This is a genomic window from Paracoccus albus (genome assembly GCF_027913035.1).
Lineage (GTDB): Bacteria > Pseudomonadota > Alphaproteobacteria > Rhodobacterales > Rhodobacteraceae > Paracoccus > Paracoccus albus.
In genome coordinates this window covers 2,164,216-2,187,500 of record NZ_CP115775.1, presented here as the reverse complement: position 1 = coordinate 2,187,500, position 23,285 = coordinate 2,164,216, and the positions used below count along the sequence as shown (strand labels likewise).

The 23,285-nt window shown below is 62.1% G+C and carries 23 protein-coding genes, 1 tRNA gene and 2 rRNA genes (1 of these 26 running past the window's edge); 18 read left to right on the top strand and 8 right to left on the bottom strand.

From position 1 onward, the window contains the following. The 3 genes from PAF20_RS10940 to PAF20_RS10930 form a co-directional block, all read left to right on the top strand. Positions 1 to 1,598: ribosomal RNA gene (locus PAF20_RS10940) — 23S ribosomal RNA — on the top strand (it extends 1,238 nt beyond the left edge of the window). 88 nt (positions 1,599 to 1,686) lie between these two features. After that, a 5S ribosomal RNA gene (gene rrf, locus PAF20_RS10935) occupies positions 1,687 to 1,801 on the top strand. A gap of 87 nt (positions 1,802 to 1,888) precedes the next feature. Next, positions 1,889 to 1,965, top strand: a tRNA-Met gene (locus PAF20_RS10930). A gap of 144 nt (positions 1,966 to 2,109) precedes the next feature. Here the strand turns inward: PAF20_RS10930 and ygiD are convergent. Both ygiD and PAF20_RS10920 read right to left on the bottom strand, forming a co-directional pair. Next, positions 2,110 to 2,934 (bottom strand): 4,5-DOPA-extradiol-dioxygenase, encoded by an 825-nt coding sequence (gene ygiD / locus PAF20_RS10925; protein ID WP_434802918.1) that lies wholly within the window; start codon positions 2,932 to 2,934, stop codon positions 2,110 to 2,112. A 37-nt stretch (positions 2,935 to 2,971) separates the two neighbouring features. After that, on the bottom strand, positions 2,972 to 3,394 hold the full coding sequence (locus tag PAF20_RS10920; protein ID WP_271070674.1) for a DoxX family protein: 423 nt from the start codon (positions 3,392 to 3,394) through the stop codon (positions 2,972 to 2,974). A gap of 123 nt (positions 3,395 to 3,517) precedes the next feature. On the opposite strand from PAF20_RS10920, the gene PAF20_RS10915 reads away from it, so the two are divergent. Beyond that, positions 3,518 to 4,414: a LysR family transcriptional regulator gene (locus tag PAF20_RS10915; protein WP_271070673.1), complete on the top strand. Its 897-nt coding sequence runs from the start codon at positions 3,518 to 3,520 to the stop codon at positions 4,412 to 4,414. Positions 4,415 to 4,516: 102 nt separating this feature from the next. Here the strand turns inward: PAF20_RS10915 and PAF20_RS10910 are convergent, their stop codons facing one another. Together PAF20_RS10910 and PAF20_RS10905 are read right to left on the bottom strand one after the other, a co-directional pair. Beyond that, entirely contained in the window at positions 4,517 to 5,464 is a 948-nt protein-coding gene (locus PAF20_RS10910) for an alpha/beta hydrolase (RefSeq protein ID WP_271070672.1), read from the bottom strand. Between the two features lie 77 nt (positions 5,465 to 5,541). Continuing rightward, the gene (locus PAF20_RS10905; RefSeq protein WP_271070671.1) at positions 5,542 to 5,982 is read right to left on the bottom strand and encodes a cyclophilin-like fold protein; all 441 of its coding nucleotides are present in this window, start codon (positions 5,980 to 5,982) and stop codon (positions 5,542 to 5,544) included. Positions 5,983 to 6,166: 184 nt separating this feature from the next. On the opposite strand from PAF20_RS10905, the gene PAF20_RS10900 reads away from it, so the two are divergent. The 5 genes from PAF20_RS10900 (at position 6,167) to PAF20_RS10880 (ending at position 9,657) form a co-directional block, all read left to right on the top strand. Next, entirely contained in the window at positions 6,167 to 6,625 is a 459-nt protein-coding gene (locus tag PAF20_RS10900; RefSeq protein ID WP_271070670.1) for a (R)-mandelonitrile lyase, read from the top strand. 124 nt (positions 6,626 to 6,749) lie between these two features. Continuing rightward, the gene (locus tag PAF20_RS10895; RefSeq protein ID WP_271070669.1) at positions 6,750 to 7,691 is read left to right on the top strand and encodes a LysR family transcriptional regulator; all 942 of its coding nucleotides are present in this window, start codon (positions 6,750 to 6,752) and stop codon (positions 7,689 to 7,691) included. A gap of 98 nt (positions 7,692 to 7,789) precedes the next feature. Beyond that, entirely contained in the window at positions 7,790 to 8,551 is a 762-nt protein-coding gene (locus PAF20_RS10890; RefSeq protein ID WP_271070668.1) for a carboxymuconolactone decarboxylase family protein, read from the top strand. A gap of 48 nt (positions 8,552 to 8,599) precedes the next feature. After that, entirely contained in the window at positions 8,600 to 9,238 is a 639-nt protein-coding gene (locus PAF20_RS10885) for an NADPH-dependent F420 reductase (RefSeq protein WP_271070667.1), read from the top strand. Positions 9,239 to 9,261: 23 nt separating this feature from the next. Further along, positions 9,262 to 9,657 (top strand): (R)-mandelonitrile lyase, encoded by a 396-nt coding sequence (locus tag PAF20_RS10880; RefSeq protein WP_271070666.1) that lies wholly within the window; start codon positions 9,262 to 9,264, stop codon positions 9,655 to 9,657. Positions 9,658 to 9,746: 89 nt separating this feature from the next. Here PAF20_RS10880 and PAF20_RS10875 read toward each other — a convergent pair whose 3' ends face one another. Genes PAF20_RS10875 through dctP form a run of 3 tightly spaced genes read right to left on the bottom strand, consistent with a single transcriptional unit; the run spans position 9,747 to position 12,639 of the window. After that, a complete protein-coding gene (locus tag PAF20_RS10875; RefSeq protein ID WP_271070665.1) occupies positions 9,747 to 11,105 on the bottom strand; it encodes a TRAP transporter large permease in 1,359 nt (452 codons plus the stop codon). Next, complete coding sequence (locus PAF20_RS10870; protein WP_271070664.1) at positions 11,102 to 11,614, bottom strand: TRAP transporter small permease; 513 nt, start codon at positions 11,612 to 11,614, stop codon at positions 11,102 to 11,104. Before PAF20_RS10870 ends, PAF20_RS10875 begins: the two co-directional genes overlap by 4 nt. 5 nt (positions 11,615 to 11,619) lie before the next feature. Then, the gene (gene dctP, locus PAF20_RS10865) at positions 11,620 to 12,639 is read right to left on the bottom strand and encodes a TRAP transporter substrate-binding protein DctP (RefSeq protein WP_271070663.1); all 1,020 of its coding nucleotides are present in this window, start codon (positions 12,637 to 12,639) and stop codon (positions 11,620 to 11,622) included. Between the two features lie 123 nt (positions 12,640 to 12,762). Between dctP and PAF20_RS10860 the strand changes: the two genes are divergently transcribed. Next, entirely contained in the window at positions 12,763 to 14,346 is a 1,584-nt protein-coding gene (locus PAF20_RS10860; protein ID WP_271070662.1) for a GMC family oxidoreductase, read from the top strand. Between the two features lie 57 nt (positions 14,347 to 14,403). Beyond that, positions 14,404 to 15,810, top strand: a complete 1,407-nt coding sequence (locus PAF20_RS10855) for an aldehyde dehydrogenase family protein (protein WP_271070661.1) — start codon at positions 14,404 to 14,406, stop codon at positions 15,808 to 15,810. A 21-nt stretch (positions 15,811 to 15,831) separates the two neighbouring features. On the opposite strand, the gene hpaR is transcribed toward PAF20_RS10855, so the two are convergent. Further along, a complete protein-coding gene (hpaR, locus tag PAF20_RS10850; protein WP_271070660.1) occupies positions 15,832 to 16,305 on the bottom strand; it encodes a homoprotocatechuate degradation operon regulator HpaR in 474 nt (157 codons plus the stop codon). A gap of 99 nt (positions 16,306 to 16,404) precedes the next feature. On the opposite strand from hpaR, the gene PAF20_RS10845 reads away from it, so the two are divergent. The 7 genes from PAF20_RS10845 to PAF20_RS10815 are packed head-to-tail and all read left to right on the top strand — an operon-like array spanning position 16,405 to position 23,249. Continuing rightward, positions 16,405 to 16,794, top strand: coding sequence for a 5-carboxymethyl-2-hydroxymuconate Delta-isomerase (locus PAF20_RS10845; RefSeq protein ID WP_271070659.1), 390 nt, complete (start codon positions 16,405 to 16,407; stop codon positions 16,792 to 16,794). A 3-nt stretch (positions 16,795 to 16,797) separates the two neighbouring features. Continuing rightward, positions 16,798 to 18,309, top strand: a complete 1,512-nt coding sequence (hpaE, locus tag PAF20_RS10840; RefSeq protein WP_271070658.1) for a 5-carboxymethyl-2-hydroxymuconate semialdehyde dehydrogenase — start codon at positions 16,798 to 16,800, stop codon at positions 18,307 to 18,309. Between the two features lie 39 nt (positions 18,310 to 18,348). Then, entirely contained in the window at positions 18,349 to 19,329 is a 981-nt protein-coding gene (gene hpaD / locus PAF20_RS10835; RefSeq protein WP_271070657.1) for a 3,4-dihydroxyphenylacetate 2,3-dioxygenase, read from the top strand. A gap of 9 nt (positions 19,330 to 19,338) precedes the next feature. Next, positions 19,339 to 20,787: an NAD-dependent succinate-semialdehyde dehydrogenase gene (locus PAF20_RS10830; RefSeq protein ID WP_271070656.1), complete on the top strand. Its 1,449-nt coding sequence runs from the start codon at positions 19,339 to 19,341 to the stop codon at positions 20,785 to 20,787. 10 nt (positions 20,788 to 20,797) lie between these two features. After that, positions 20,798 to 21,670 (top strand): fumarylacetoacetate hydrolase family protein, encoded by an 873-nt coding sequence (locus PAF20_RS10825; RefSeq protein ID WP_271070655.1) that lies wholly within the window; start codon positions 20,798 to 20,800, stop codon positions 21,668 to 21,670. Further along, the gene (gene hpaH / locus PAF20_RS10820) at positions 21,670 to 22,482 is read left to right on the top strand and encodes a 2-oxo-hept-4-ene-1,7-dioate hydratase (protein ID WP_271070654.1); all 813 of its coding nucleotides are present in this window, start codon (positions 21,670 to 21,672) and stop codon (positions 22,480 to 22,482) included. Before PAF20_RS10825 ends, hpaH begins: the two co-directional genes overlap by 1 nt. Next, positions 22,479 to 23,249: an HpcH/HpaI aldolase/citrate lyase family protein gene (locus tag PAF20_RS10815; protein WP_271070653.1), complete on the top strand. Its 771-nt coding sequence runs from the start codon at positions 22,479 to 22,481 to the stop codon at positions 23,247 to 23,249. The genes hpaH and PAF20_RS10815 overlap by 4 nt, the downstream gene beginning before the upstream one ends. Positions 23,250 to 23,285: the final 36 nt, after the last annotated feature.

Here is a 23,285-nt window from a genome sequence, read left to right as displayed (position 1 = left end):
ACGCTGCCTCTTTTGATCCTTCGGGTTCAACGGAGGCATTGTTCTGACTGTGAAGCCGGGCTGTAAGGCATCCGGTGGAGTGATCAGAAGTGAGAATGTTGACATGAGTAGCGACAAACAGGGTGAGAGACCCTGTCGCCGAAAGTCCAAGGGTTCCTGCTTAAAGCTAATCTGAGCAGGGTAAGCCGGCCCCTAAGGCGAGGCCGAAAGGCGTAGTCGATGGGAACCAGGTTAATATTCCTGGGCCAGGAGATGGTGACGGATTGCGACGGTTGTTCTTCCTTATCGGATTGGAAGGGCCGCTTAGCAGTCCCTGGAAACAGCCCTCCATGAGACCGTACCCGAAACCGACACAGGTGGACTGGTAGAGAATACCAAGGCGCTTGAGAGAACCACATTTAAGGAACTCGGCAAAATACCTCCGTAAGTTCGCGAGAAGGAGGCCCGGTTTGCAGGCAACTGTGGGCCGGGGGCACAAACCAGGGGGTGGCGACTGTTTACTAAAAACACAGGGCTCTGCGAAGCCGCAAGGCGACGTATAGGGTCTGACGCCTGCCCGGTGCCGGAAGGTTAAAAGGAGAGGTGCAAGCCTTGAATTGAAGCCCCGGTAAACGGCGGCCGTAACTATAACGGTCCTAAGGTAGCGAAATTCCTTGTCGGGTAAGTTCCGACCTGCACGAATGGCGTAACGACTTCCCCGCTGTCTCAAATGTGGACTCAGCGAAATTGAATTGTCTGTGAAGATGCAGACTTCCCGCGGTTAGACGGAAAGACCCCATGCACCTTTACTATAGCTTCGCACTGGCATCAGGATTGCGATGTGCAGGATAGGCGGTAGGCTTTGAACCAGGGACGCCAGTCTCCGGGGAGCCATCCTTGAGATACCGCCCTTCGCACTCTTGATGTCTAACCGCGGCCCGTTATCCGGGTCCGGGACCCTGCGTGGTGGGTAGTTTGACTGGGGCGGTCGCCTCCCAAAGAGTAACGGAGGCGCGCGAAGGTTGGCTCAGAGCGGTCGGAAATCGCTCGTTGAGTGCAATGGCAGAAGCCAGCCTGACTGCAAGACTGACAAGTCGAGCAGAGTCGAAAGACGGCCATAGTGATCCGGTGGTCCCGAGTGGAAGGGCCATCGCTCAACGGATAAAAGGTACGCTGGGGATAACAGGCTGATGATGCCCAAGAGTCCATATCGACGGCATCGTTTGGCACCTCGATGTCGGCTCATCTCATCCTGGGGCTGGAGCAGGTCCCAAGGGTACGGCTGTTCGCCGTTTAAAGAGGTACGTGAGCTGGGTTTAGAACGTCGTGAGACAGTTCGGTCCCTATCTGCCGTGGGTGTAGGATACTTGAGAGGAGTTGCCCCTAGTACGAGAGGACCGGGGTGAACGTTCCACTGGTGGACCAGTTGTCGTGCCAACGGCAGTGCTGGGTAGCTATGAACGGACAGGATAAACGCTGAAGGCATCTAAGCGTGAAGCCCCCCTCAAAACCAGGTATCCCTTGAGAGCCGTGGAAGACCACCACGTCGATAGGCCGGAGATGTAAGCGCAGCAATGCGTTCAGTTGACCGGTACTAATGGCTCGACAGGCTTGATTTGATCCGGAAGTGGCCAGACCGCCACTTCCAAAAGCATCCTTGGACAACTTCCCGGCCCAAAGCCGGAGCGCTGAGCGTTTCTTCTCCGATCTGGTGGACATAGCACGAGCAAAACACCCGATCCCATCCCGAACTCGGCCGTTAAGTGCCGTCGCGCCAATGGTACTGCGTCTCAAGACGTGGGAGAGTAGGTCACCGCCAGATCTGACAAGAAACGCAAATCTCTCTAAACGATGAACAAACCGCACCATCAAAACCAGATCGGTGCAACCGTGCGCCAAGCACACCTGTCGCGGGGTAGAGCAGCCCGGTAGCTCGTCAGGCTCATAACCTGAAGGTCGTAGGTTCAAATCCTACCCCCGCAACCAAAAATTCCCCTAAGATCAAACGCTTGTATGCCAGCGAAAATAGTCGAGCATCCCAAGCGCGCATCCACATCAACGCCACATCAACGTTTGAAGAGACGATTACATGGAACCGTAGGATTCGCTGGCTCTCGACCCGCTCTGCCTTCACGTCGCGTGAAAGACGAATGAGCGCATGGAGACCGATCCGAGATCAATCGCGTCGGTCATGAAGGTCAGCGCGTCGCGCCGGTCGGATGCGCCGGCGACGGTGAGGGCGGGCAGATAGTGGTCGACGGTGGGATGTGCCATTGTCAGCAGCGAGCCCAGACCTTGCCGGTCGACCAATGCCCCGAAATCGCGATCTGTCATTCTCTCCGTGAACAGCGTGTCGAACTCCAGCGCGAAATCCTGGGGCGCGCCGTCCCGGCGCATGGCGCGCAGATTGTGGACGACATTCCCCGAGCCGAGGATCAGCACGCCCCGGTCGCGCAATTCGGACAGGATCCTGCCGATCTCCAGCTGGTAATCAAGCCCTCGGGTCATGTCGATCGAGACCTGGAAGACCGGAACATCGGCCTCGGGATAGAGGAATTTCAGCACCGCCCAGGCACCGTGATCCAGACCCCAGCTGTCATCCTCTTCGCCGTGATGGCTGGCCAGCAGGCTCGCCACCTTGCGCGCCAGTTCGGGTGCGCCATGGGCGGGGTATCGCTGGCGATACAGCGCCTCGGGGAAGCCGTGGAAATCGTGGATGGTCCTGGGCATGGCCGAAACATCGACCAGCGTCGTGCCCTTGGTCATCCAATGCGCCGAGACCACCAGGATCGCCTCGGGGCGGGGTAGGTTGCGGCCCAGCTCGGACCAGGCGCGGCTGTATTGCGTGTCCTCGATCGCATTCATCGGGCTGCCATGGCCAAGAAACACGAGCGGCATCCGGTCACTGGGGGCAAGCCGGTCGCGCAGCGAGGCAAGGGTATGTGTCGTCATCATGATTCTGCTCCTCTGGTGGGTCAGGTAGGGCGCAACGCTATGCGTAGGCGCCCAGGGCTTTTTCGAGCGCGGGGATTTTCAGGGCATAGGCCCCGGCACCCAGCAAGGTGATGGCCAGTTGCACCGCGGCCCAGAACACCGGGTATTCCCATCCGCCGCCTTCGCCCGAAAACGCCCAGCCATTGCCGGAATGCACCCAGACCGCCCCCAGGAGGACCGGGATCAGGGCCGGGGCCACAAGACGCGTGGCTACGCCCAGGATCAGCAGCGCGCCGCCGGCCAGCTCGGCCAGGATGGTCAGATAGGCGAAAAGGCCGGGCAGGCCGAGGCTTTCGAAATAGGCCACCGTGCCGGCGATGGTGAAGACATTCACCTTCATCAGCCCGTGGGCCAGAAACAATACGCCGCTGGTGACGCGCAGCAGCGCGGCGGCATAATCGGAATTCGTATCACGGTTCATCTTTGCATCCTTTGATTGCCGAATTGGCGGGTTTGTCTGTTGCGGCCAATTTAGGGTTTGCAATAGATCAACGAAATGGCGATTTTATGGGATGACTTTCCATGATCTGTTCTTAGTTAGCTGATGGATATCACCGACGAATTGCGGGCCTTCGTGGCCACCGCCCAGACCGGCTCTTTCACCGCCGCTGCGAACCAGATCGGCGTGTCAAACCGTCTGACGTCCAAATACGTCGCCCAGCTGGAGGCGCGGCTTGGGGTCCGGCTGTTGCAGCGCACAACGCGCACGGTCGGTCTGACACAGGCGGGCGAGGATCTGCTGGCCCGTGCGCCCGCCCTGCTGGAGGATCTGGACGATCTGCTGGCCGGGGTTGCCGAAAACTCGCAAGGGCTGAGCGGTATGATCCGAGTCGCCGCCCCGGTCACCTTCGGTGAGGTCCATATCGGGGCCATGCTGGGGCGTTTCGCTCAGGAGCATCCGGGGCTCAGCTTCGATGTGCGGCTGCATGACGGTTTCGTCGATCTGGCCGGGGAGGGGATCGATCTGGCTTTTCGTATCGGTCATCCCGAGATGCTGTCGCTGAAGGCCCGCAAGATGGGCGAGGTCCGGTCGGTGCTGGTGGCGAGCCCCGCCTATATCGCCGCCCACGGTGATCCCGCGCGGCCGGATGATCTGACGGGGCACAGCTGTATCGTCGATACCAATCGCCGCGCGCCGCGCCGTTGGGTGCTGTATCGGAACGACGAGGAATTCGTTGCCAATATTCGCGGTCGCTTTCAGGTCAACTCGGCCCGTGCCGCGTCAGAGTTGGCGATTGCAGGTTTGGGCATTGCCTATGTTCCGCATTTCGCGATTTACGACGCGCTTGGCGGCGGCGATCTTGTCGAGGTGATGCCCGGTTTCACCGGCAGCACCGCACCGCTCAACGCCGTTTATCTGGAAGGCCGCGCCGTGCCCCGGAAAATACGGGCCCTGATCGACTTCGCAAAAAAGGATATCGCTGCGGCCCGGATTCTTTAGCGCCAAAGCGAGCTCTGCCTTTTTATAGATGTCACCCGCCAGTCAGCGGCGTCGCATCGCCCGGATGCGCGCCGCTGAAGGCGGTCGGGACCTTCAAAGCGGTCAGAGCGCCGATTCAAAGAAGCTCACCAGCTTGTCGAACGGGATCACATCGGTCTTGTCATAGAGATCGACATGGTTCGCGCCCGGCACGATGAGCAGCTCTTTCGGTTCGGATGCGGCCTCATAGACGTCTTCACTGAAATAGCGCGAATGGGCATTCTCACCCATCACCAGAAGAACGGGACGACCGTCGAGCCAGGACAGGTTGTCCAGAAGCGCGAAGTTCATCCAGCTCGCCGCGCTCGTGATCGTGAACTGGGTGATCGAATTGGGGTGATAGCCGCGCGGGCGCGAATAGAACTCACCAAATTCGGCCCCGACCGGATCGTTTTCGGGGTCCAGTTCCAGGGGAGAGCCGCGATCCGCCAATGCCGGGCTGGCAGCCTCGAAATCGGCATAGCGCTGTTCGGCGATCATATCCAGGAAGCCTGCGCGGTCCTCATCGCTCATGCTGTCGCCGAAGCCGTTCTTGTGCATCCGGGAAATGTCATACATCGACACGGTCGCAACGGCCTTCACGCGACGGTCGACCTGCGCCGCCGACAGGGCAAAGCTGCCCGAACCGCAAATGCCGATCGACCCGATGCGATTGCGATCGACGAAAGGCCGCGTGCCGAGATAATCGACGCCTGCCAGAAAATCCTCGACCATCAGGTCGGGCGAGGACAGATGGTGCGGCGCGCCTTCGGAAAAGCCGTTATAGGCCGGATCGAAGGTCAGCACGACAAAGCCCTTCTGCGCCAACTCATTGGCATAGACGCCGGGGCCCTGTTCCTTGACGCCGCCATAGGGCGCGCCGATGATCAGGGCCGGATATTGCTTGGTCTCGTCGAAATCGGCCGGCCGATACAGCTCGGCCGCGATGCCGGTGCCATAGCGGTTGTCATAGGTGACGGGCGTCCGGGTGACGTTGTCAGACAGGGTAAAGATATGATTGTCCTGTGCCATCTTGGCTCTCCTGTGATGCAAGGGTTTGAGGCCGTCGCCTGCGCATGGGCACGGCGGGTTCTCGGTGTCGCTGCGGGTCAGTCGGCCCGTTCGATCCTGACCGGAAATTCGCCATCGCGGATCAGCGCATCGACCGGGCCGTCAAACGCGCCAAGACGGATCAGCCCGCGCGACTCCTGAAACGGCTTGTAGAAGATCGCCAGATTGCCCCATGGGGCGTAAACGGTGATATCCCCGGCTTCGGGCTGATAGCTTTCCGGCGCGTCCGAGCGGTCGATTTCGCGCGGCAGATCGGCGATTTTCTCGATGCCGTGATAATCGCTCAGCGTCAGCTCCAGCGGCAACATTGCGGCGAAATCCTGACCTGCGATGCTGTCGTCCAGCGTTGCGGTCAGTGTCTGTCCGTCAAGGATCACGTTGATTCGGGTCATGGTGTCTCCGTCGGTCTGGGCCGGGGCGGACGTGCCGATCAGCCCGCTCAGCGTTGCTGCGATGATCATCGTTCGGGAATTGGTCATCCGTCTTGCCTCCTGCGTTCGCCGCATAAGCTAGCGATTGAAATGCGTGGGATAATGCCCGCCGGATCGCTGGCACTCATGAGGTCGGCTCATGAACGGTCTGAGCAGGCGGGCCATGATGCCGCCGCTTCCGCCCTTTACCTTTGGGGTCATCGGAAAACGCATATGATGAAGGGAACGACTGATGACACGACTGATTGCCGCCGGAATTGCCCTGGCCCTGACCGCGCCCGCCGCCTTTGCCCAGTCGATGGAGATCACCCGGCACGAAGACCGCGCGGGCGAAATCGGCAGCGAAGAATTCTTTTCCGGCACCGCCTATGTCGCGCCGGTCTTCGGGGCGCAGATGAACGACGTCAGCGCGGGCGAGGTGACGTTCCTGCCCGGCGCACGCTCGGCCTGGCACACGCACCCGGCCGGTCAGATGCTGGTGGTGACCGCCGGCACCGGCTGGACGCAGGAGCGCGGGCAGGAAAAGCAGGTGATGCAGGCCGGCGACGTGGTCTGGTGCCCGCCGGGTGTCGAACACTGGCACGGCGCGACCGAGAGCACCTCGGTCACCCATTACGCCATCCAGGCCAATGTGGACGGCTCGGCCGTGACTTGGGGCGTGAAAGTCACCGACGCGGAATATGCCGAATGATCGGCAGATAGGCTGACGATCCGGCCAGCCTGCCCAAAGGGGGCTGGCCGGGTTCGTTCGCCGCTTGATGCACGCGCCCCATCGACTTTGCGCATGGTCCGCCTGTAAGTTGAGGCAATGCCAGATGATCCCTCAGACTGAAGGCGCCGCCGCCCCGATGATCCGTGAAAACATCAACGACCTGATCGCCTTCGCCGCCGTCGCCGAAGAGCGCAGCTTTACCCGTGCCGCGGCCCGTCTGAACGTGTCGCAATCCGCGCTGAGCCATACGATCAAGGGGCTGGAACAGCGCCTTGGCCTGCGGCTGCTGACGCGCACCACGCGCACGGTCGCCCCCACGCTGGAAGGTGAGGATCTGCTGGCCACGCTCAACCCCTGTTTCGCGCAGATCGAGGATCGCTTGCGGGCGCTGAACGACGCGCAGCGCGAGCCGACGGGAACGGTGCGCATCTCCGGCACGGAATATGCAATCGAGTCGCTTCTGTGGCCGAAACTTTCACCCGTGCTCAAGGAGCACCCGGCGGTGAATGTCGAATTCGTGATGGATTACGGCTATACCGATCTCGCCGCCGCGCAGTGCGATGCCGGGGTGCGCTATGGCGAACAGGTCAGCGACGGCATGATCGCCATGCGGATCGGGCCGGACGAGCGGATGATCTGCGTCGGCGCGCCGGCCTATTTCGAGGGACAGGGCACGCCAAAGACCCCGCAGGATCTGTCGGATCACGCTTGCATCAATCTGCGCCTGTCGAATCATGGCGGGCTTTATGCGTGGGAGTTCGAGGATGGTGACGGTCACGAGATCAATGTGAAGGTCAGCGGGCAGGCCTGTTTCAACACGATCAACCATGTGATGCAGGCCGCGCTAGACGGGCATGGCCTGGCGCTGATCCCGGAACGGCTGGCCGCGCCGCATCTCGAATCCGGGGCGCTGCGTCTGTGTCTCGACGCGTTTTCGCCGTATTTTCCGGGGTTTCACCTTTACTACCCCAGCCGGCAACGCCCCTCATCGGCCTTCGGTCTGGTTCTCGACGCGCTGCGCGAGCCAAGGCGATCGCCCGATTGATGAATGCCAATCATGATTGGCGTGAGGGATACGGTCATTAATTCGCGGCCTCGCGCGGCCAGATGGAAGGCGAGACGACACCCGAAAAGGAGATCGCCATGAAGACCCGTATCTTTGCCACCGCCCTTGCCCTCGCCACGACTCCGGCCCTTGCGCAGGACCCCGCGGCCACGCTGCCGCAATCCGTCGGTCAGGTCGCGCCCGCTTTGGAAGCCTATGCCAATGACGCGCTGTTCGGCGGGGAATGGGCCGATGAGACCTTGCCCGCGCGTGACCGCGCGCTCGTCACCTTCGCCGCGCTGATGACCCGGCAGGACAGCACGGCGCTTGGGTCCCATATCGAGCTGGCCCTTGATGCCGGTGTCACGCCTGCCGAGATTTCCGAAACCATCACCCATCTGGCCTTCTATACCGGCTGGGGGAACGCCCTGGCGGCGGCGGAGGCCGCGGCGCCGGTCTTCGAGGCGCGCGGCATCGCAGCCGAAGACCTGCCCGGCGCCGATCCCGAATTCCTGCCGCTCGATGAAGAGGCCGAGGCCGCGCGCGAGGAAAATGTCAGCGGCCAGTATGGCGATGTCAGCCAGGGCGTGGTGGACAACACGCGCGAGGTGCTGTTCCGCGATCTCTGGCTGCGTCCCGATCTCGCCCCGCGCGACCGCAGCCTCGTGACTGTCGCTGCGCTGATTGCGGGCGGACAGCCGGAACAGATGACGTTCCACCTGAACCGCGCCATGGATAACGGCCTGACCCAGGAAGAAGCCGGCGCGGTGCTGTCGCATCTGGCCTTCTATGCGGGCTGGCCCAAGGTGTTTTCCGCCATGCCGGTCGCCAAGGATGTGTTCGAAAACCGTGCAGAGTAATCGCGCAGGCGGGGCACGGCCCCGCCTCCGTTCAGAGAGGGGACGGCCATGAAAATCGCGATCCTCGGTTCGGGCCTGATGGGCGGAAAGCTTGGCCGTCTATGGTCCGAATGCGGCCATGAGGTCTGTTTCAGCTATGCCCGCACCCAAGCCAAGCTGGACCGGCTGGCACAGCAGGCAGGCGCGACCTCGGCGCCGGTTGCGGCTGCGGTGCGCGATGCCGACGCCATCCTGCTGGCCGTCCACTGGTCGAATGTCGCGGAGGTGCTGGACCGGGCCGGGGATCTCTCCGGCAAGATCGTGCTGAATTGCTGCGTTCCGCTGGATGACAGCAATTCCGATCTCGTGGTCGGCACGACCAGTTCGGGCGCGGAGGAGCTGGCACGAATGCGTCCGAAGGCGCGGTGGGTGTCATGCTTCAACACCAGCCCCTCGGAAAGCTTCGCGCCGGTCTTCGCCCGCAAAAACCAGACGCCGCGCCCGCAATTGCTGATCTATGGCGATGATGAGGGCGCAAAGGAGGTGGCGCGCGAGCTGATCCGCGACATCGGTTTCGACCCGCTCGAGGCGGGCGGGCTGCGCAGCGCGCGCTTTGTCGAGCCCTTCGCCATGGTCACCGCCGAGCTTGCCTATGGCCAGCCCGGTGGCCCCGCCCTGACTTATCGTTTCGAGAAACTGCGCGACTGACGCGCAACGCCAAGGAGACCACCATGAAGATCACCCGCGCAGGCGCCAATCCCTCCAATCCCGGCCCCGAGGATTATTTTACCGGGACGGTCCGGATCGACCCCTTGTTCGCCGCCGAAGAACCGGGCCGAGCCAGTGGTTCGCAGGTCACGTTCGAGCCCGGCGCCCGCACCGCGTGGCACACCCACCCGGCGGGGCAGACGCTGATCGTCACCTTCGGTCGCGGGCGCGTGCAGCGCGAAGGCGGCCCGGTCGAGGAGATCCGGCAGGGCGATGTCGTCTGGTTCCCGGCCGGAGAAAAGCACTGGCACGGCGCTGCATCCGACACCGCGATGAGCCATATCGCCGTGCAGGAAAGCATCGACGGCACGCCCGTGACATGGATGGAGAAGGTTTCGGACAGCGATTACAACGGGTGACGCGCTGTCATTCCGGTCTCTGAAGACAGCTCGGCCCCGGCCCCGATTCAGACATCGGGGCCGGGGCCTTTCTGCAGGTGCGATGGCGCTCAGCCGCGCATGACGCCAGGAAGCCAGGTCGCAATGCCCGGGACGACAAGCACTAGGATCAGCAGCGCGACCATCGCGATCACAAAGGGGAAGACTCCGCGGAAGATCGTCCAGATATCCACATTGTCGGTGGCCGATTTGACGACGAAGACATTGATGCCGACCGGCGGCGTGATCAGGCCCAGCTCGACCGCGATTACGGCCACGATGCCGAACCAGACCATATCGACGCCAAGCGGCTCAAGGATCGCGGCGAAGATCGGAACCGTAAGGATCAGCATTGCCAGCGAATCGAACACACAACCCATTGCCAGATAGATCCCGCAGATCGCGACGACGATCCAGATCGGTGACACGTCCAGCCCGCCCAGGAACTCGGTGATGGCACGGGTGAAACCGGCAAGGTTGACGAAGTTCGAAAAGATCAGCGCGCCGATTGCGACGACGAAGATCATGCCGGTGGTGATGCCGGTTTCCACCATGCTGTCCCACAATGCACGAAAGGTCAGTTTGCCGCGTGCAAGGGCAAAGGCTCCGGCCGCGAAAACGCCGATCCCGGCGGCCTCGGTCGGTGTGAAGACGCCGAAATAGATCCCGCCTATGATGATCGCAAAGATCAGCACGATCCCCCAAACCTTCAGCAGCGCGCGAAACCTTTCCGCCATCGGCATCGCCCGACCGCGCGGCCCTGTCCCCGGATCGAGCGTGGTCACGATCAGGATCGCGACGAAGAAAAGCAGGGTCAGCAGAATGCCGGGAATGATGCCGGCGATGAACAGCTGGCCGATATCGGTTTCCGACAGCAGGCCATAGATGACCATGGGAACCGAAGGCGGGATCAGGATGCCCAATGTCCCCCCGGCCGCGATGGAGCCGGTCGACAGCTTGTCGTGATAGCCATAGCGCCGCATGGACGGCATCGCCACACGCGAAATCGTGGCTGCCGTGGCGATCGAGGATCCGCAGACTGCCGCGAAACCTGCGCAGGCGGTAATCGTTCCCATCGCCAGCCCGCCGCGCAGATGGCCAAGGAAGGCGTTGGCGGCGTCGTAGAGGTCCTGGCTCAGCTCGCTTCGGTGGATCAATGCACCCATCAGGACGAACAGCGGAATCACCGTCAGGCTATAGGAGCTGGCGACGTCGAACATCTGCTGGCCCGACATGGACAAAGCCGCGTTCACCGCCCGCATGTTCAACTCCAGCCCGCCGTCGCCAAAGGACACCAGCGCCTGGCCTACCATATCGGCGCGCGCCCAGGCAAAGCCCGCAACGCCGGTCAGGATAAGGGCAAAACCCAAGGGGACGCCAAAGAAGCACAGCGCCAGAAGCACTGCGAAACCGATCAGAGACAGGGTCATTCGATTTCTTCCAGATGAGCGTTTTCGGTCGGTCCGGTGTCTTTCCCAAGCACGACCAGAACCAGCAATGTCAGACAGATCAGCAGCGAAAACCATCCAAGCGCGGCCATCGCATAGGCGATCGGCGCGAGAGGAAAGCCCAGAGAGCCCGAGACGGCCTCGGATCGCGTCATGACGCCGGCCTGCGCTGTCATGCGCCAGGCTATCAGCGCCAGTGCCAGCGCGGAGAAACCCAGCACGATGGCACGATGTGGGGCGCGGAGCCGTTGCGGCACCTGATTGGCGAATAGGTCGATGGTCAGATGCGCCTCGGCCCGTGTCGCCAGTGGCAGCGCGGCAAAAACCACCAACGCCATGAGGTACTGAACGATCTCATAGCCGCCGGCCAGCGGGATGCCGAACAGATAGCGCCCGGCGACGTCGATCGCGGTGATCGACGCCATTGCGCTGAGGAAAAGCACCATCACGGCCTGAAGGATGCGTTCCGTAACAGTCCAGATGCGGGCCAAGGTTGTTACTCCTGCGCCAGCTGTTCAAGCTGTTCCCGATAGAAGGCCAGCGCGGCCGTGCCGTCGATCCCTGCGGCATCGGCATTTTCGATCCATTCGGCGCGAAGCGGCTCCCACGCTGCATTGGCATCGGCCACGAAACTGTCCGACGCTTCCAGAACCTGCCCGCCGGAATCGATGAAGCGCTGCCTGGCCTCGGCATATTCCGTGTCGATTCCGGCTGCCAGCCGCGCCATGGTTTCGCCCGAGACATTCGTGATCGCCTCCTGATCTTCGGGCGGCAGGCTGTCCCAGATATCCTGGCGGATGAAGAAGGCGAAGGTGGGGGCGAACAACCCGCCGGGGATCTCGGTTGCCGAATTCATGAACTGGGTCACGTTGAACGCTTCTAGCGCCGGGTAGTTGACGCAGCAGAAAGCATTGACAACACCGCCCGAGATTACCTCGTACATGCGCACGGCAGGGCCGGGGGTCACAACGGCGCCAAGCGAGGACAGGGCGCGTGAGGACACACCGGGCAGGCCCCATGTTTTCAGGTTGGCCATGTCACCGACCGCTTCGATCGGTGCATCGCCCATCGCATAGATATGGCCCGGCGTGACGGTGATCAGGCCCAGCAGCTTGACATCGTCCAGCTGGTCCGCCTCTGCGAAATGTTCCTGATAGGTCCGCCAAAGCGCGACAGATGAATCCTCGGCATTGGTGTTGATGCCGGGCAGCAGGGTCAGTTGCAGCAGCGGATTCGAATTTTCCAGAAAGCCGACCATGACGAAGCCGGCATCCGCGATTCCCTGCTGAACCGTATTCAGCAGCTCATTCGGCGGTGCGAGCGACGCCGAGGGCTGTTCGATCATGACATTGCCGTCGGTTGCGGTTGCAATGCTTTCCAGCCAGGGCTGCACGACGTTTCGGTTGGTAACGTCTGGCGGTGGCAGGAAATTGTTGAACAGGACGGTCGTTTCAGCCGACGCCGCCAGAGGCGTGGCAAGAACCGTCGCGGCGACGATGCTGTGCAGTGCTTTCATCTTTTCCTCCCCGAAACTTGACGAATGCATGTCGATGGAAATAGGACTCGACAATGAACATGTTAATAGTTAACTTGTTATGTAGTCAAGCATAGAATTACTGGTTTGAGGGGGAGGTAGAGGTTGGCGGATTTTGACATCATCGTGGCAGGCGGCGGATCGGCCGGCTGCGTTCTTGCGGCCGAACTCAGCGCCGATCCGGGCCTGAAAGTCCTGTTGATCGAGGCCGGGCGGCGTGACATCAATCCGTGGATCCATATCCCGGCGACGTTCTTCAAGGTAATGCGTGGCGGTCGCGATGCCATCGTGTACGAAGGCGAAGCGGAGGAGGGTCTGAACAACCGGCCGTTCCTTGTGCCGCAGGGCTATGTCCTAGGGGGCGGCTCGTCGGTCAATGCGATGTTGTATGTTCGCGGTCAGGCGCAGGATTACGATGACTGGGCCGCCGCTGGTGCAACAGGCTGGGCCTGGCACGATGTGCTGCCCGTTTTCAAGCGGCTGGAGGGAAATCGCGATTTCGGCGAGCCCTATCACGGGCAGGACGGTCCGCTTATCGTGTCCAATCCGCGTCACCGCCATCCGCTGGCCGAGGCATTTCTGGATGCCTGCAACGGTGCGCAGATCCGGTCCAATCCGGATTTCAACGGCGCGCGGCAGGAAGGCGTCGGATTTTACCAGACGACCATCTCGGAAGGGCGCCGCTGTTCGTCTGCGAAGGCGTTTCTGAAACCGGCGCTGAAACGTCCGAATCTGACGGTGATGACCGAAACCCGCGTGGATCGCGTGCTGATCGAAAACGGTCGTGCCGTCGGCGTCCGGCTTGTCGATGGGCGGCAGATTACCGCTGCGCGCGCGGTCGTGCTGACCGCGGGCGCGCTGGCCTCGCCGCTGATCCTCATGCGTTCGGGCATTGGCGCGCGCAAAAAGCTGGACGCTTTGGGTATTCCGCTGGTCGCGGATCTGCCGGGTGTGGGTCAGAACTATCAGGATCATATGGCCATCCCGGTCGAGGCCGAAACTGCCGAGCCGATCTCGGTCTATGGCGAGGATCGGCTGTTCCGTGGCGCAGGTCACATGCTGCGTTATCTCTATGAGCGGCGCGGGCTGTTGTCGTCCAACATGATCGAGGCGGGCGGTTTTGTGGACGTCTCGGGCGGCGGGCGACCGGATATTCAGTTCCACATGATGCCCGGTTTTTCCGGTGCGCCGGGCGTCGCTCCGATCGAGGGGCACGGGATCAGCTTTTCGGTGTGCGTGCTGCGCCCGAAATCGCGCGGCAGTGTCGAGTTGCGCAGCAGCGATCCAGAGACCAAGGGGCTTTTCAGGGGTGGTGTGCTGACCGATCCGGGCGATGTCGAGCTGTCGCTGAAGGGGCTGCGGCTGGCGCTGTCCTTGCTCGATCAACCGGCACTTAGCAGGGTGCTGGGGCGGCGGCGTCTGCCGGAAGAGGGGCCTGACACCGAGGACAGCCTGATCGCGCATATCCGCGATTCGGCCAAGACCGTTTACCACCCGGTCGGTACGGCCAAGATCGGGGATGCGGCGGATGACATGAGCGTCGTTGATCCGCATCTGCGGGTGCGTGGTATCGACGGGCTGCGGGTGGCGGATGCTTCGGTCATGCCGAATCTCATATCCGGCAATACCAATGCGCCGAGCATCATGATCGGGGCCCGTGCGGCCGAATTCATCAAGGGCGCGTCGTGAGCGGCCTTGCCGAGCTTAATTCCACGAATCGACCCGGAAACATGATGGGAGAAAAAGATGTCTGACTATGAAATGGTGATTGATGGGCGTCGGGTTGACGCAGAAAACAGTTTTGATGTGACGAATCCGGCGACGGGCGAAAGCATCGGCACGGTCGCGAATGCGACGCTGGACGATCTCGATGCCGCTGTCGCGGCGGCTGGGCGGGCGTTTCCGTCCTGGTCGCAAAAATCGGATGAAGAGCTGTCCCGGGCCTGTCTGGCCGTTGCCGACAGGATCGAGGCAAATGCGGATGAACTGGCGCGGCTGCTGACCCGCGAACAGGGCAAGCCGCTGAACATGCGCGGTTCGCGTCGCGAGGTTGGCGGTGCCGTCGCATGGGCGCGCTATACCGCCGGGTTGTCGCTGCCCATGAAGGTCATTCAGGACAATAACGAAGGCCGGATCGAACTGCACCGCAAGCCTTTGGGGGTGGTGGGGTCTATCACGCCGTGGAACTTCCCGGTCATGATTGCCGTGTGGCATATCCTGCCCGCGCTGAGGACCGGCAATACCGTGGTCATCAAGCCATCGCCCTATACGCCCATCGCGACGATTCGGCTGGTAGAGATCATGAACGAGGTCCTGCCCGCCGGTGTCGTCAATATCGTCACCTCCGATGATGCGCAGGCCAATATCGGCGGCGCGATGTCGGCGCATGACGGGATCCGCAAGATGGTGTTCACCGGCTCGACCGCTACGGGCAAGAAGGTAATGAAGGGCGCGGCGGACACGATGAAGCGCCTGACGCTGGAACTGGGCGGCAATGATGCCGGAATCGTTCTGCCCGATGTCGAACCGGACCAGATCGCAGAGGCGCTGTTCTGGGGCGGGTTCAACAATAACGGCCAGACCTGCGCGGCGATGAAGCGGCTTTATGTGCATGAAGACGTCTATGACGCTGTCTGTGACGCGCTGGTGGCCTATGCGTCCGGCGTCACCGTCGGGAATGGCGAGGATGAGTCGTCCTCGCTCGGGCCGATCAACAACCAGATGCAGTTCGACAAGGTCAGCCGTCTGGTCGAGGATGCGAAGAAGAGGGGTCGTGTTCTGCTGGGTGGCGAACCGGGCGAAGGGCTTTTCTTTCCGCCGACCCTGATTGCGGATCTCTCATCCGATGATCCGCTGGTGGCTGAGGAACAGTTCGGCCCGGTGCTGCCGATCATCAGATATTCGGATATCGAGGACGCGATTGCGCAGGCCAATAATTCCGAAAACGGGCTGGGCGGATCTGTCTGGTCGCAGGACGTCGAGAAAGCCAAAAGCATCGCCGCGCGGCTGGAATGCGGATCGGTCTGGATCAACAGGCATGGCGCTATTCAGCCCAATGCACCCTTTGGCGGGGTCAAGTCCTCGGGCTTCGGGGTCGAATTCGGCGAGGAAGGGCTGGCCGAATATACCGACATTCAGACCCTGTACTGCTAGACCATGAACGGGGTGGTCGGGTCAGACCGGGGTTTCGGGCGCGGTCAGCGCGGCCATGAGCTTGTCGATCTCGTCGAGCAGGGTTTCGATGCGGTCGACGCCGACCCTTGCCTCGATCTCGCGGTAGATCGCGGCGCTTTCGGGAGCGACTTCCTTGATGAACTCCTCGCCCTTCAGGCTCAAGTGGATCGTCGCCCGGCGCCTGTCTTTCGGGTCTTTCCCCACCTCGATCATGTTTCGGGATTCGAGGGTTCTGATGATGCGGGACAGGGATGGTGCGAGAACGCAGGCACCGGCCGCCAGATCCGTCGCGTCCATCCCATCGCTTTCATACAAGATCCGCAGGACGCGCCATTGCTGTTCGGTCACGTCATGCCTGTGCAGCATCGGACGAAACCGTTCCATCACATGTTCGCGTGCGCGCAGAAGAGACATCGGAAGATTCCGGCGTGCGCGGGCAAGTCCGATGGCGGGGTTGGATCTGATCTGTGTCATCCGAAGCGGATCTTTCTGGTTTCAGAGTATATTGCTTCACAAGTTAATGATTGACAAGCGCTTAATAATTTAACATGTTAAATACATGGAGGTGGAATCATGCCGCATCTGAGAATCGAATATTCGCCGGGACTTGCCCGGCGCGCGGATATCCGGGACCTGTGCAGCGCGGCCCATGCCGCGATGGTCGAGGCGGAGATCTTTCCGCTGGCGGGGATCCGGGTGCGGGCTTTTTGTGCGGATCACTGCATCGTTGCGGATGATCACCCCGAGAATGACTTCGCCGCATGCACGCTGTCCGTCGGTGCAGGGCGCTCGAAAGAAGACCTGCAGGCGGCCGGTCAGCACATCTTTTCGGCGCTTCAGGACTGTCTGGCCGGGCCGCTCGCCAGCCAACATTTCGCCCTGTCGCTGGGGATCCGGGAGATCAATCCGGCGCTCAGCTGGAAAGACACGCCGATCCACGCTCGGCTTAAAAAAGAGGACTGAGACATGAGTGTTCTTGATGAGAATATTGGCAAGGCCAGCGACTATATGGCCGGGTTTCGCGAAAAGGGCGTCCTGAACCATATCGGCGGCGAATCCGTTCCGGCGGTTTCCGGCGCGATGTTTGAAACCGTCTCGCCGGTCGATATGTCGGTGCTGGCGCAGGTGGCGAAAGGTGCGGAAGAGGACATTGACCGCGCCGTCGCGGCGGCAAAGGGTGCCTTTGCCGACTGGTCGAAAATGCCCGGCGCGGAACGCCGCAGGATCCTGATCAAGGTGGCCGAGGCGATCGAGGCGCGGGCCGAGGAAATTGCCTTTACTGAATGCATGGATACCGGGCAGGCTTTGCGCTTCATGTCCAAGGCGGCGATCCGGGGTGCTGCGAATTTCCGGTTCTTTGCCGATCAGGCACCTTCTGCCGAAGACGGGCAGGTGACGCGCACGCCGACGCAGATGAACACGACCTCGCGCCGCCCGATCGGGCCGGTGGGGGTGATCACGCCCTGGAACACGCCCTTCATGCTGTCCACCTGGAAGATCGCGCCGGCGCTGGCGGCGGGCTGCACGGTGGTGCACAAACCGGCCGAGTTCTCGCCCATGACCGCGAAGCTGCTGGTCGAGATCGCCGAAAGCGCGGGGCTGCCGAAGGGCGTGCTGAACGTGGTCAACGGCTTTGGCGAGGATGCCGGCAAGCGGCTGACCGAGCACCCCGACATCAAGGCCATCGCCTTTGTCGGCGAAAGCCGCACTGGTAGCCTGATCATGGCGCAGGGGGCGAAAACCCTGAAGCGCGTGCATTTCGAACTGGGCGGCAAGAACCCGGTCATCGTCTTTGACGATGCTGACCTGGACCGCGCCGTCGATGCCGCCGCCTTCATGATCTATTCGCTGAATGGCGAGCGCTGCACCTCGTCCTCGCGCCTGCTTGTGCAGGAGAGCATCTATGACGATTTCACCGCCCGCGTGGCCGAGGTCGCGAAACGCATCAAGGTCGGCCATCCACTGGACCCGGAAACCGTTGTTGGCCCGCTGATCCATCCCGAGCATGAGGAGAAAGTCCTCTCCTATTTCGAAAAGGCCCGCGAGGAAGGTGCGACCATTGCCGCCGGCGGCGAGAAGATCGGTGATCAGGGCTGCTTTGTCGCGCCGACCCTGTTCACCGCGGCGACGAATGACATGACCGTGGCGCAAGAGGAAATCTTCGGCCCGGTCCTGACCGCCATCCCCTTCACGGACGAAGATGACGCGCTGTCGATCGCCAATGACGTGCAATACGGGCTGGCCGCTTACCTTTGGACCAATGACCTGAACCGGGCCATGCGGATGACGGACAATCTGCAGGCCGGGATGATGTGGGTGAATTCGGAAAATGTCCGTCACCTGCCGACGCCTTTCGGCGGGGTCAAGGCCAGTGGCATCGGCCGCGACGGCGGCGACTGGTCCTTCGATTTCTACATGGAGACGGTGAACGTCTCATTCCCGCGCGCGAGCCACAAGATCCCGAAGCTGGGCGGCTGATCCGCCCATCAGAACGACGTTTTTTCCGGAGGAGAAGCCATGCCAATTCCTGCACCGAACCTGTATCCGCCCTTCAACATCATCCGCCTTTCCCATGTCGTGTTCGGCGTGAAGGATCTGGCCGCCAGCCGCGCCTTCTATGTCGATACGCTGGGGCTTCAGGTCACCGATGAAGACGACGAGCACATCTTCCTGCGCGCGATGGAGGAACGCGGCCATCACTGCATGGTGCTGCGCAAATCCGATGACTCGAATGTCCGCAGCCTGGCCTTCAAGGTTTTTGACGAGGGCGAACTGGACAAGGCCCATGACTGGTTCAAGGAACAGGGTCACGCGGTCGAATGGGTCGAGCGCGCCTATCAGGGCCGCACGCTGCGCACGCATGACTGTTTCGGCATGCCGATCGAGTTCTACTTCAAGATGGACCGCCTTGAGCCGATTCATCAGAAATACGAGCTCTATCGCGGCGTGAAGCCGCTGCGCATCGACCATTTCAACTGCTTTGCCACTGATGTCGACAAGGCCGTCGATTTCTACAACCAACTCGGCTTCCGCGTCACCGAATATACCGAAGATGAGGAAACCGGCCGTCTCTGGGCGGCATGGACGCATCGCAAGGGCGGCGTGCATGACATCGCCTTCACCAACGGCACCGGCCCGCGCCTGCACCATACGGCCTTCTGGGTGCCGACGCCGTTGAACATCATCGATCTCTGCGACCTGATGGCGACGACCGGCTATGTCGGCAATATCGAGCGCGGGCCGGGCCGGCACGGAATTTCCAACGCCTTCTTCCTGTACATCCTCGACCCTGACGGTCACCGGATCGAGATTTATTGCTCGGATTACCAGACCGTCGATCCCGATCTGGAAGCGATCAAGTGGGACCTCAAAGACCCGCAGCGCCAGACCCTCTGGGGCGCACCCGCGCCGCGGTCCTGGTTCGAACATGGCTCGCTGTTCCAGGGCGTCGAGCCGTCGGAAAGCGGGCTGAAGGCCAGCCCGATCATCGCACCGTAAGGGGACACCATGCTGAAGGACGCATCCCTTCTGAAAGCGGCGGCGCTGATCGGCGCCGCCTGGCACCCGGCCAAGGACGGGGGGATTGCGGTGAGCAATCCCGCGACGGGTGACGTGATCGGTCACGTCCCCGATCTGGGCGAGGCGGAAACCGTCGCGGCCATCGAGGCGGCCGAGGCGGCGCAGAAAGATTGGGCCGCCCGAACGGCCAAGGAACGTTCGGCGATCCTGCGTCGCTGGTATGATCTGATGATCGAGAATGCCGACGACCTGGCCCGTATCCTGACCCTGGAACAGGGCAAGCCGCTGGCCGAAGCCAAGGGCGAGATCCTCTATGGTGCCTCCTTCATCGAATGGTTCGCGGAAGAGGCGCGCCGGGTTTACGGCGATGTAATCCCCGGCCATGCCCCGGACAAGCGCATCGTCGTCATCAAGCAGCCAGTCGGCGTCGTGGCGGCGATCACGCCCTGGAATTTTCCAAACGCGATGATCACGCGCAAGGCCGGTCCGGCACTGGCGGCAGGGTGTGCCATGGTGCTGAAACCCGCCTCGCAGACGCCGTTCTCAGCCATCGCGCTGGCGGTTCTGGCCGAGCGTGCCGGACTTCCGGCGGGGCTGTTTTCGGTCATCACCGGCTCGGCCCGCACGATCGGCGGGGTGATGACAGCCAGCGACAAGGTGCGCAAGCTGACCTTCACCGGTTCGACCGAGGTGGGCATCGAACTGATGCGTCAGTCCGCGCCGACGGTGAAGAAACTGGCGCTGGAACTGGGCGGAAATGCGCCCTTCATCGTCTTTGACGATGCCGATCTGGACGCCGCCGTCGAAGGCGCGATCATCGCCAAGTTCCGCAATAACGGCCAGACCTGTGTCTGCGCCAACCGGATCTATGTGCAGGGCGGGGTCTATGATGCCTTCGCCGAAAAGCTGAGCGCGAAGCTTGCCGCGCTGAAGGTCGGTGACGGTCTGGAGGACGGCACGGTCTTCGGCCCGCTGATTGACGACAATGCCGTCGCCAAGGTTCAGGAGCATATCGCCGATGCAACCGCCAAGGGGGCGCAGATCGCGCAAGGCGGAAATCGCCATGCGCTTGGCGGCACCTTCTTCGAACCGACGGTGCTGACAGGCGTCACGCAGGACATGGCCGTCGCGCATGAGGAAACCTTTGGTCCGGTCGCGCCGCTGTTCCGGTTCGAGGCGGATGACGAGGTCGTGGCGATGTCCAACGACACCGAATTCGGCCTCGCCTCGTATTTCTACACGCGCGATCTGGCGCGGGCGTGGAAGGTCGGCGAACAGCTGGAATACGGCATGGTCGGGATCAATACCGGCCTCATTTCCACCGCCGAAGCGCCATTTGGCGGCATCAAATCCTCTGGTCTGGGCCGCGAAGGGTCGCGCTACGGAATCGAGGAATTCGTCGAAATCAAATATCTCTGCTTCGGCGGAATAGTCTGAGGAGGCTTTCATGACAGCCATACCCGCCCGCATCGCCGCATTCCGCGCCAATGGGGCCGACCGTTACGGTCTGGTGACCGATGATGGCATTATCGACCTGACACCGGAATTCGGCACCCGCTTCAAGGGGCTGCAACAGGTGATCGAGGCCGGTGCGCTGGAAGAGCTGATCCGCGCCGCCGAAACCCGCAAGCCCGCCTTTGCCGAAGAGGATGTGGAATATCTCATCCCCATCGCAGCGCCGGAAAAGCTGATCTGCATCGGCGTGAATTTTCCCGACCGCAACGCCGAATACAAGGATGGGCAGGCGCAGCCGACCAAGCCATCCATGTTCATCCGCTTTCCGCGCAGCTTTACCGGACATGGGCAGAACCTGATCCGACCGCCCGAAAGCCCGCAACTGGATTATGAGGGAGAGGTGACGATTGTCATCGGCAAGGCGGGCCGCCGCATCGCCCGCGAAGACGCCTATGACCATATCGCCGCGCTGACGCTTTGCAACGAAGGCACGATCCGCGACTGGGTGCGCCATGCGAAATTCAACGTCACGCAGGGCAAGAACTGGGATTCTACCGGCGCGATCGGGCCGTGGCTGGTGCCGTTCCGCGATGCCACGCAGCTGGATGACATCGAACTGACCACCCGCGTCAACGGCGAGATCCGTCAGCAGGACCGCACTTCGAACATGATGTTCGATTTCCGCTTTATCGTGAACTACGTCTCGACCTTCTGCACGCTGGTTCCCGGCGACGTGATCGTCTGCGGCACGCCGACCGGGGCGGGCGCGCGGTTCGATCCGCCCAAATGGCTGGTCCCCGGCGATGTGATCGAGGTCGAGGCCGAAGGCATCGGCATCCTGCGCAACGGTGTCGAGGACGAATGATGCTGACCGAAGCACAGATCGCGGCCGCCGCCGATGACCTGCTGAAAGCAGAGGACAGCCGGGTGCAGACCGGTCTGCTGTCGCGTCGCCATCCCGGCATGACGCTGGATGACGCCTATGCGATCCAGAGCGCCCAGATGACCCGCAAGCTTGCCGCCGGGCGCAAGATCATTGGCTGGAAGATCGGGCTGACTTCGACGGTGATGCAGCAGGCGCTTGGGATCGAAACCCCCGACAGCGGCGTGCTCTATGACGATATGCTGTTCGAGAACGGCGCGACGGTGCCCGCGGGCCGCTTCATCCAGCCCCGGATCGAGGCCGAGATCGCCTTTGTGATGAAGGCCCCGCTGGATGGCGAGGTCACGCGCGAACAGGTGCTTGCCGCGACCGAGGCCGTCGTTCCTTCGATCGAGATTCTCGACACCCGCGTGATGCGCAAGGACCCCGAAACCGGCCAGCCGCGCGTGATCGTCGATACGGTCAGCGACAATGCCGCCAATGCCGGCATCGTCCTGGGCGCCGAGCGCCACGCGCCCGATGCCCATGATCTTCGCTGGGTCGGGGCCATCCTGCGCAAGAATGGCGCGGTCGAGGCCACCGGGCTGGGCGCGGCGGTGCTGGACGATCCGGTCACCGGGCTGGTCTGGCTGGCCCGCCGGATGCAGCAATATGGCCAAAGGATCGAGGCCGGGCAGGTTGTCTTGTCCGGGTCCTTCATCGCCCCCATCGAATGCCCGCCCGGTACCCGGATCGAGGCCGAATTCGGCCCGTTCGGTTCCGTCGCCGTCAGTTTCGCAGGAGATCCCGCATGAGCGCCCCGAAAAACACCCTGAAATCCCGGCTGGCCAAGGGAGAGACGACATTTGGCTGCTGGCTGGGCATGGCCGATCCCTATGCGGCCGAGATCGCCGCGACGGCGGGCTTCGATTGGCTGCTGATCGACGGCGAACATGCGCCGAACGACACGCGCAGCGTCCTTGCCCAGTTGCAGGCTCTGGCCGGATATGATGTGTCGCCCGTGGTCCGGCTGGTGGATGACGATACGGCGCGGATCAAGCAGGCGCTTGATCTTGGCGCGCAGACATTGCTGGTTCCGATGGTTGAATCGGCGGAGCAGGCCCGGCGTATTCTAAGCGCCACGCGCTATCCGCCGGAGGGGGTGCGCGGCGTCGGCTCGGCCCTTGCGCGGGCGTCGCAATTCGCGGCGATTCCCGACTATCTGAAGACGGCGGACGACGAAATCTGCCTGATCCTGCAGGTTGAGAACCGTGCTGGTCTGGAGGCACTGGACGACATCCTGTCGGTCGAGGGGATCGACGGGATCTTCATCGGCCCCTCCGATCTCGCCGCCGATATGGGGCATCGCGGGAATCCGGGACACCCGGATGTCAAGGCAGCGGTCCTTGACGCTCTGCGGCGCATCCGCCGCGCGGGTCTCAGTGCCGGCGTGCTGTCCACCGATGATCAGATGATCTCGGAATGCCGTGATGCGGGCGCCAATTTCGTCGGTGTCGCCATAGATGTGACGCTGTTCGCCAAAGCGCTGCGCGACCGGGCGTCGGCTTTTCGTCGCGCATAAGACCGGCCGCAATGCTGTGGTCGACAACCCAGGGAG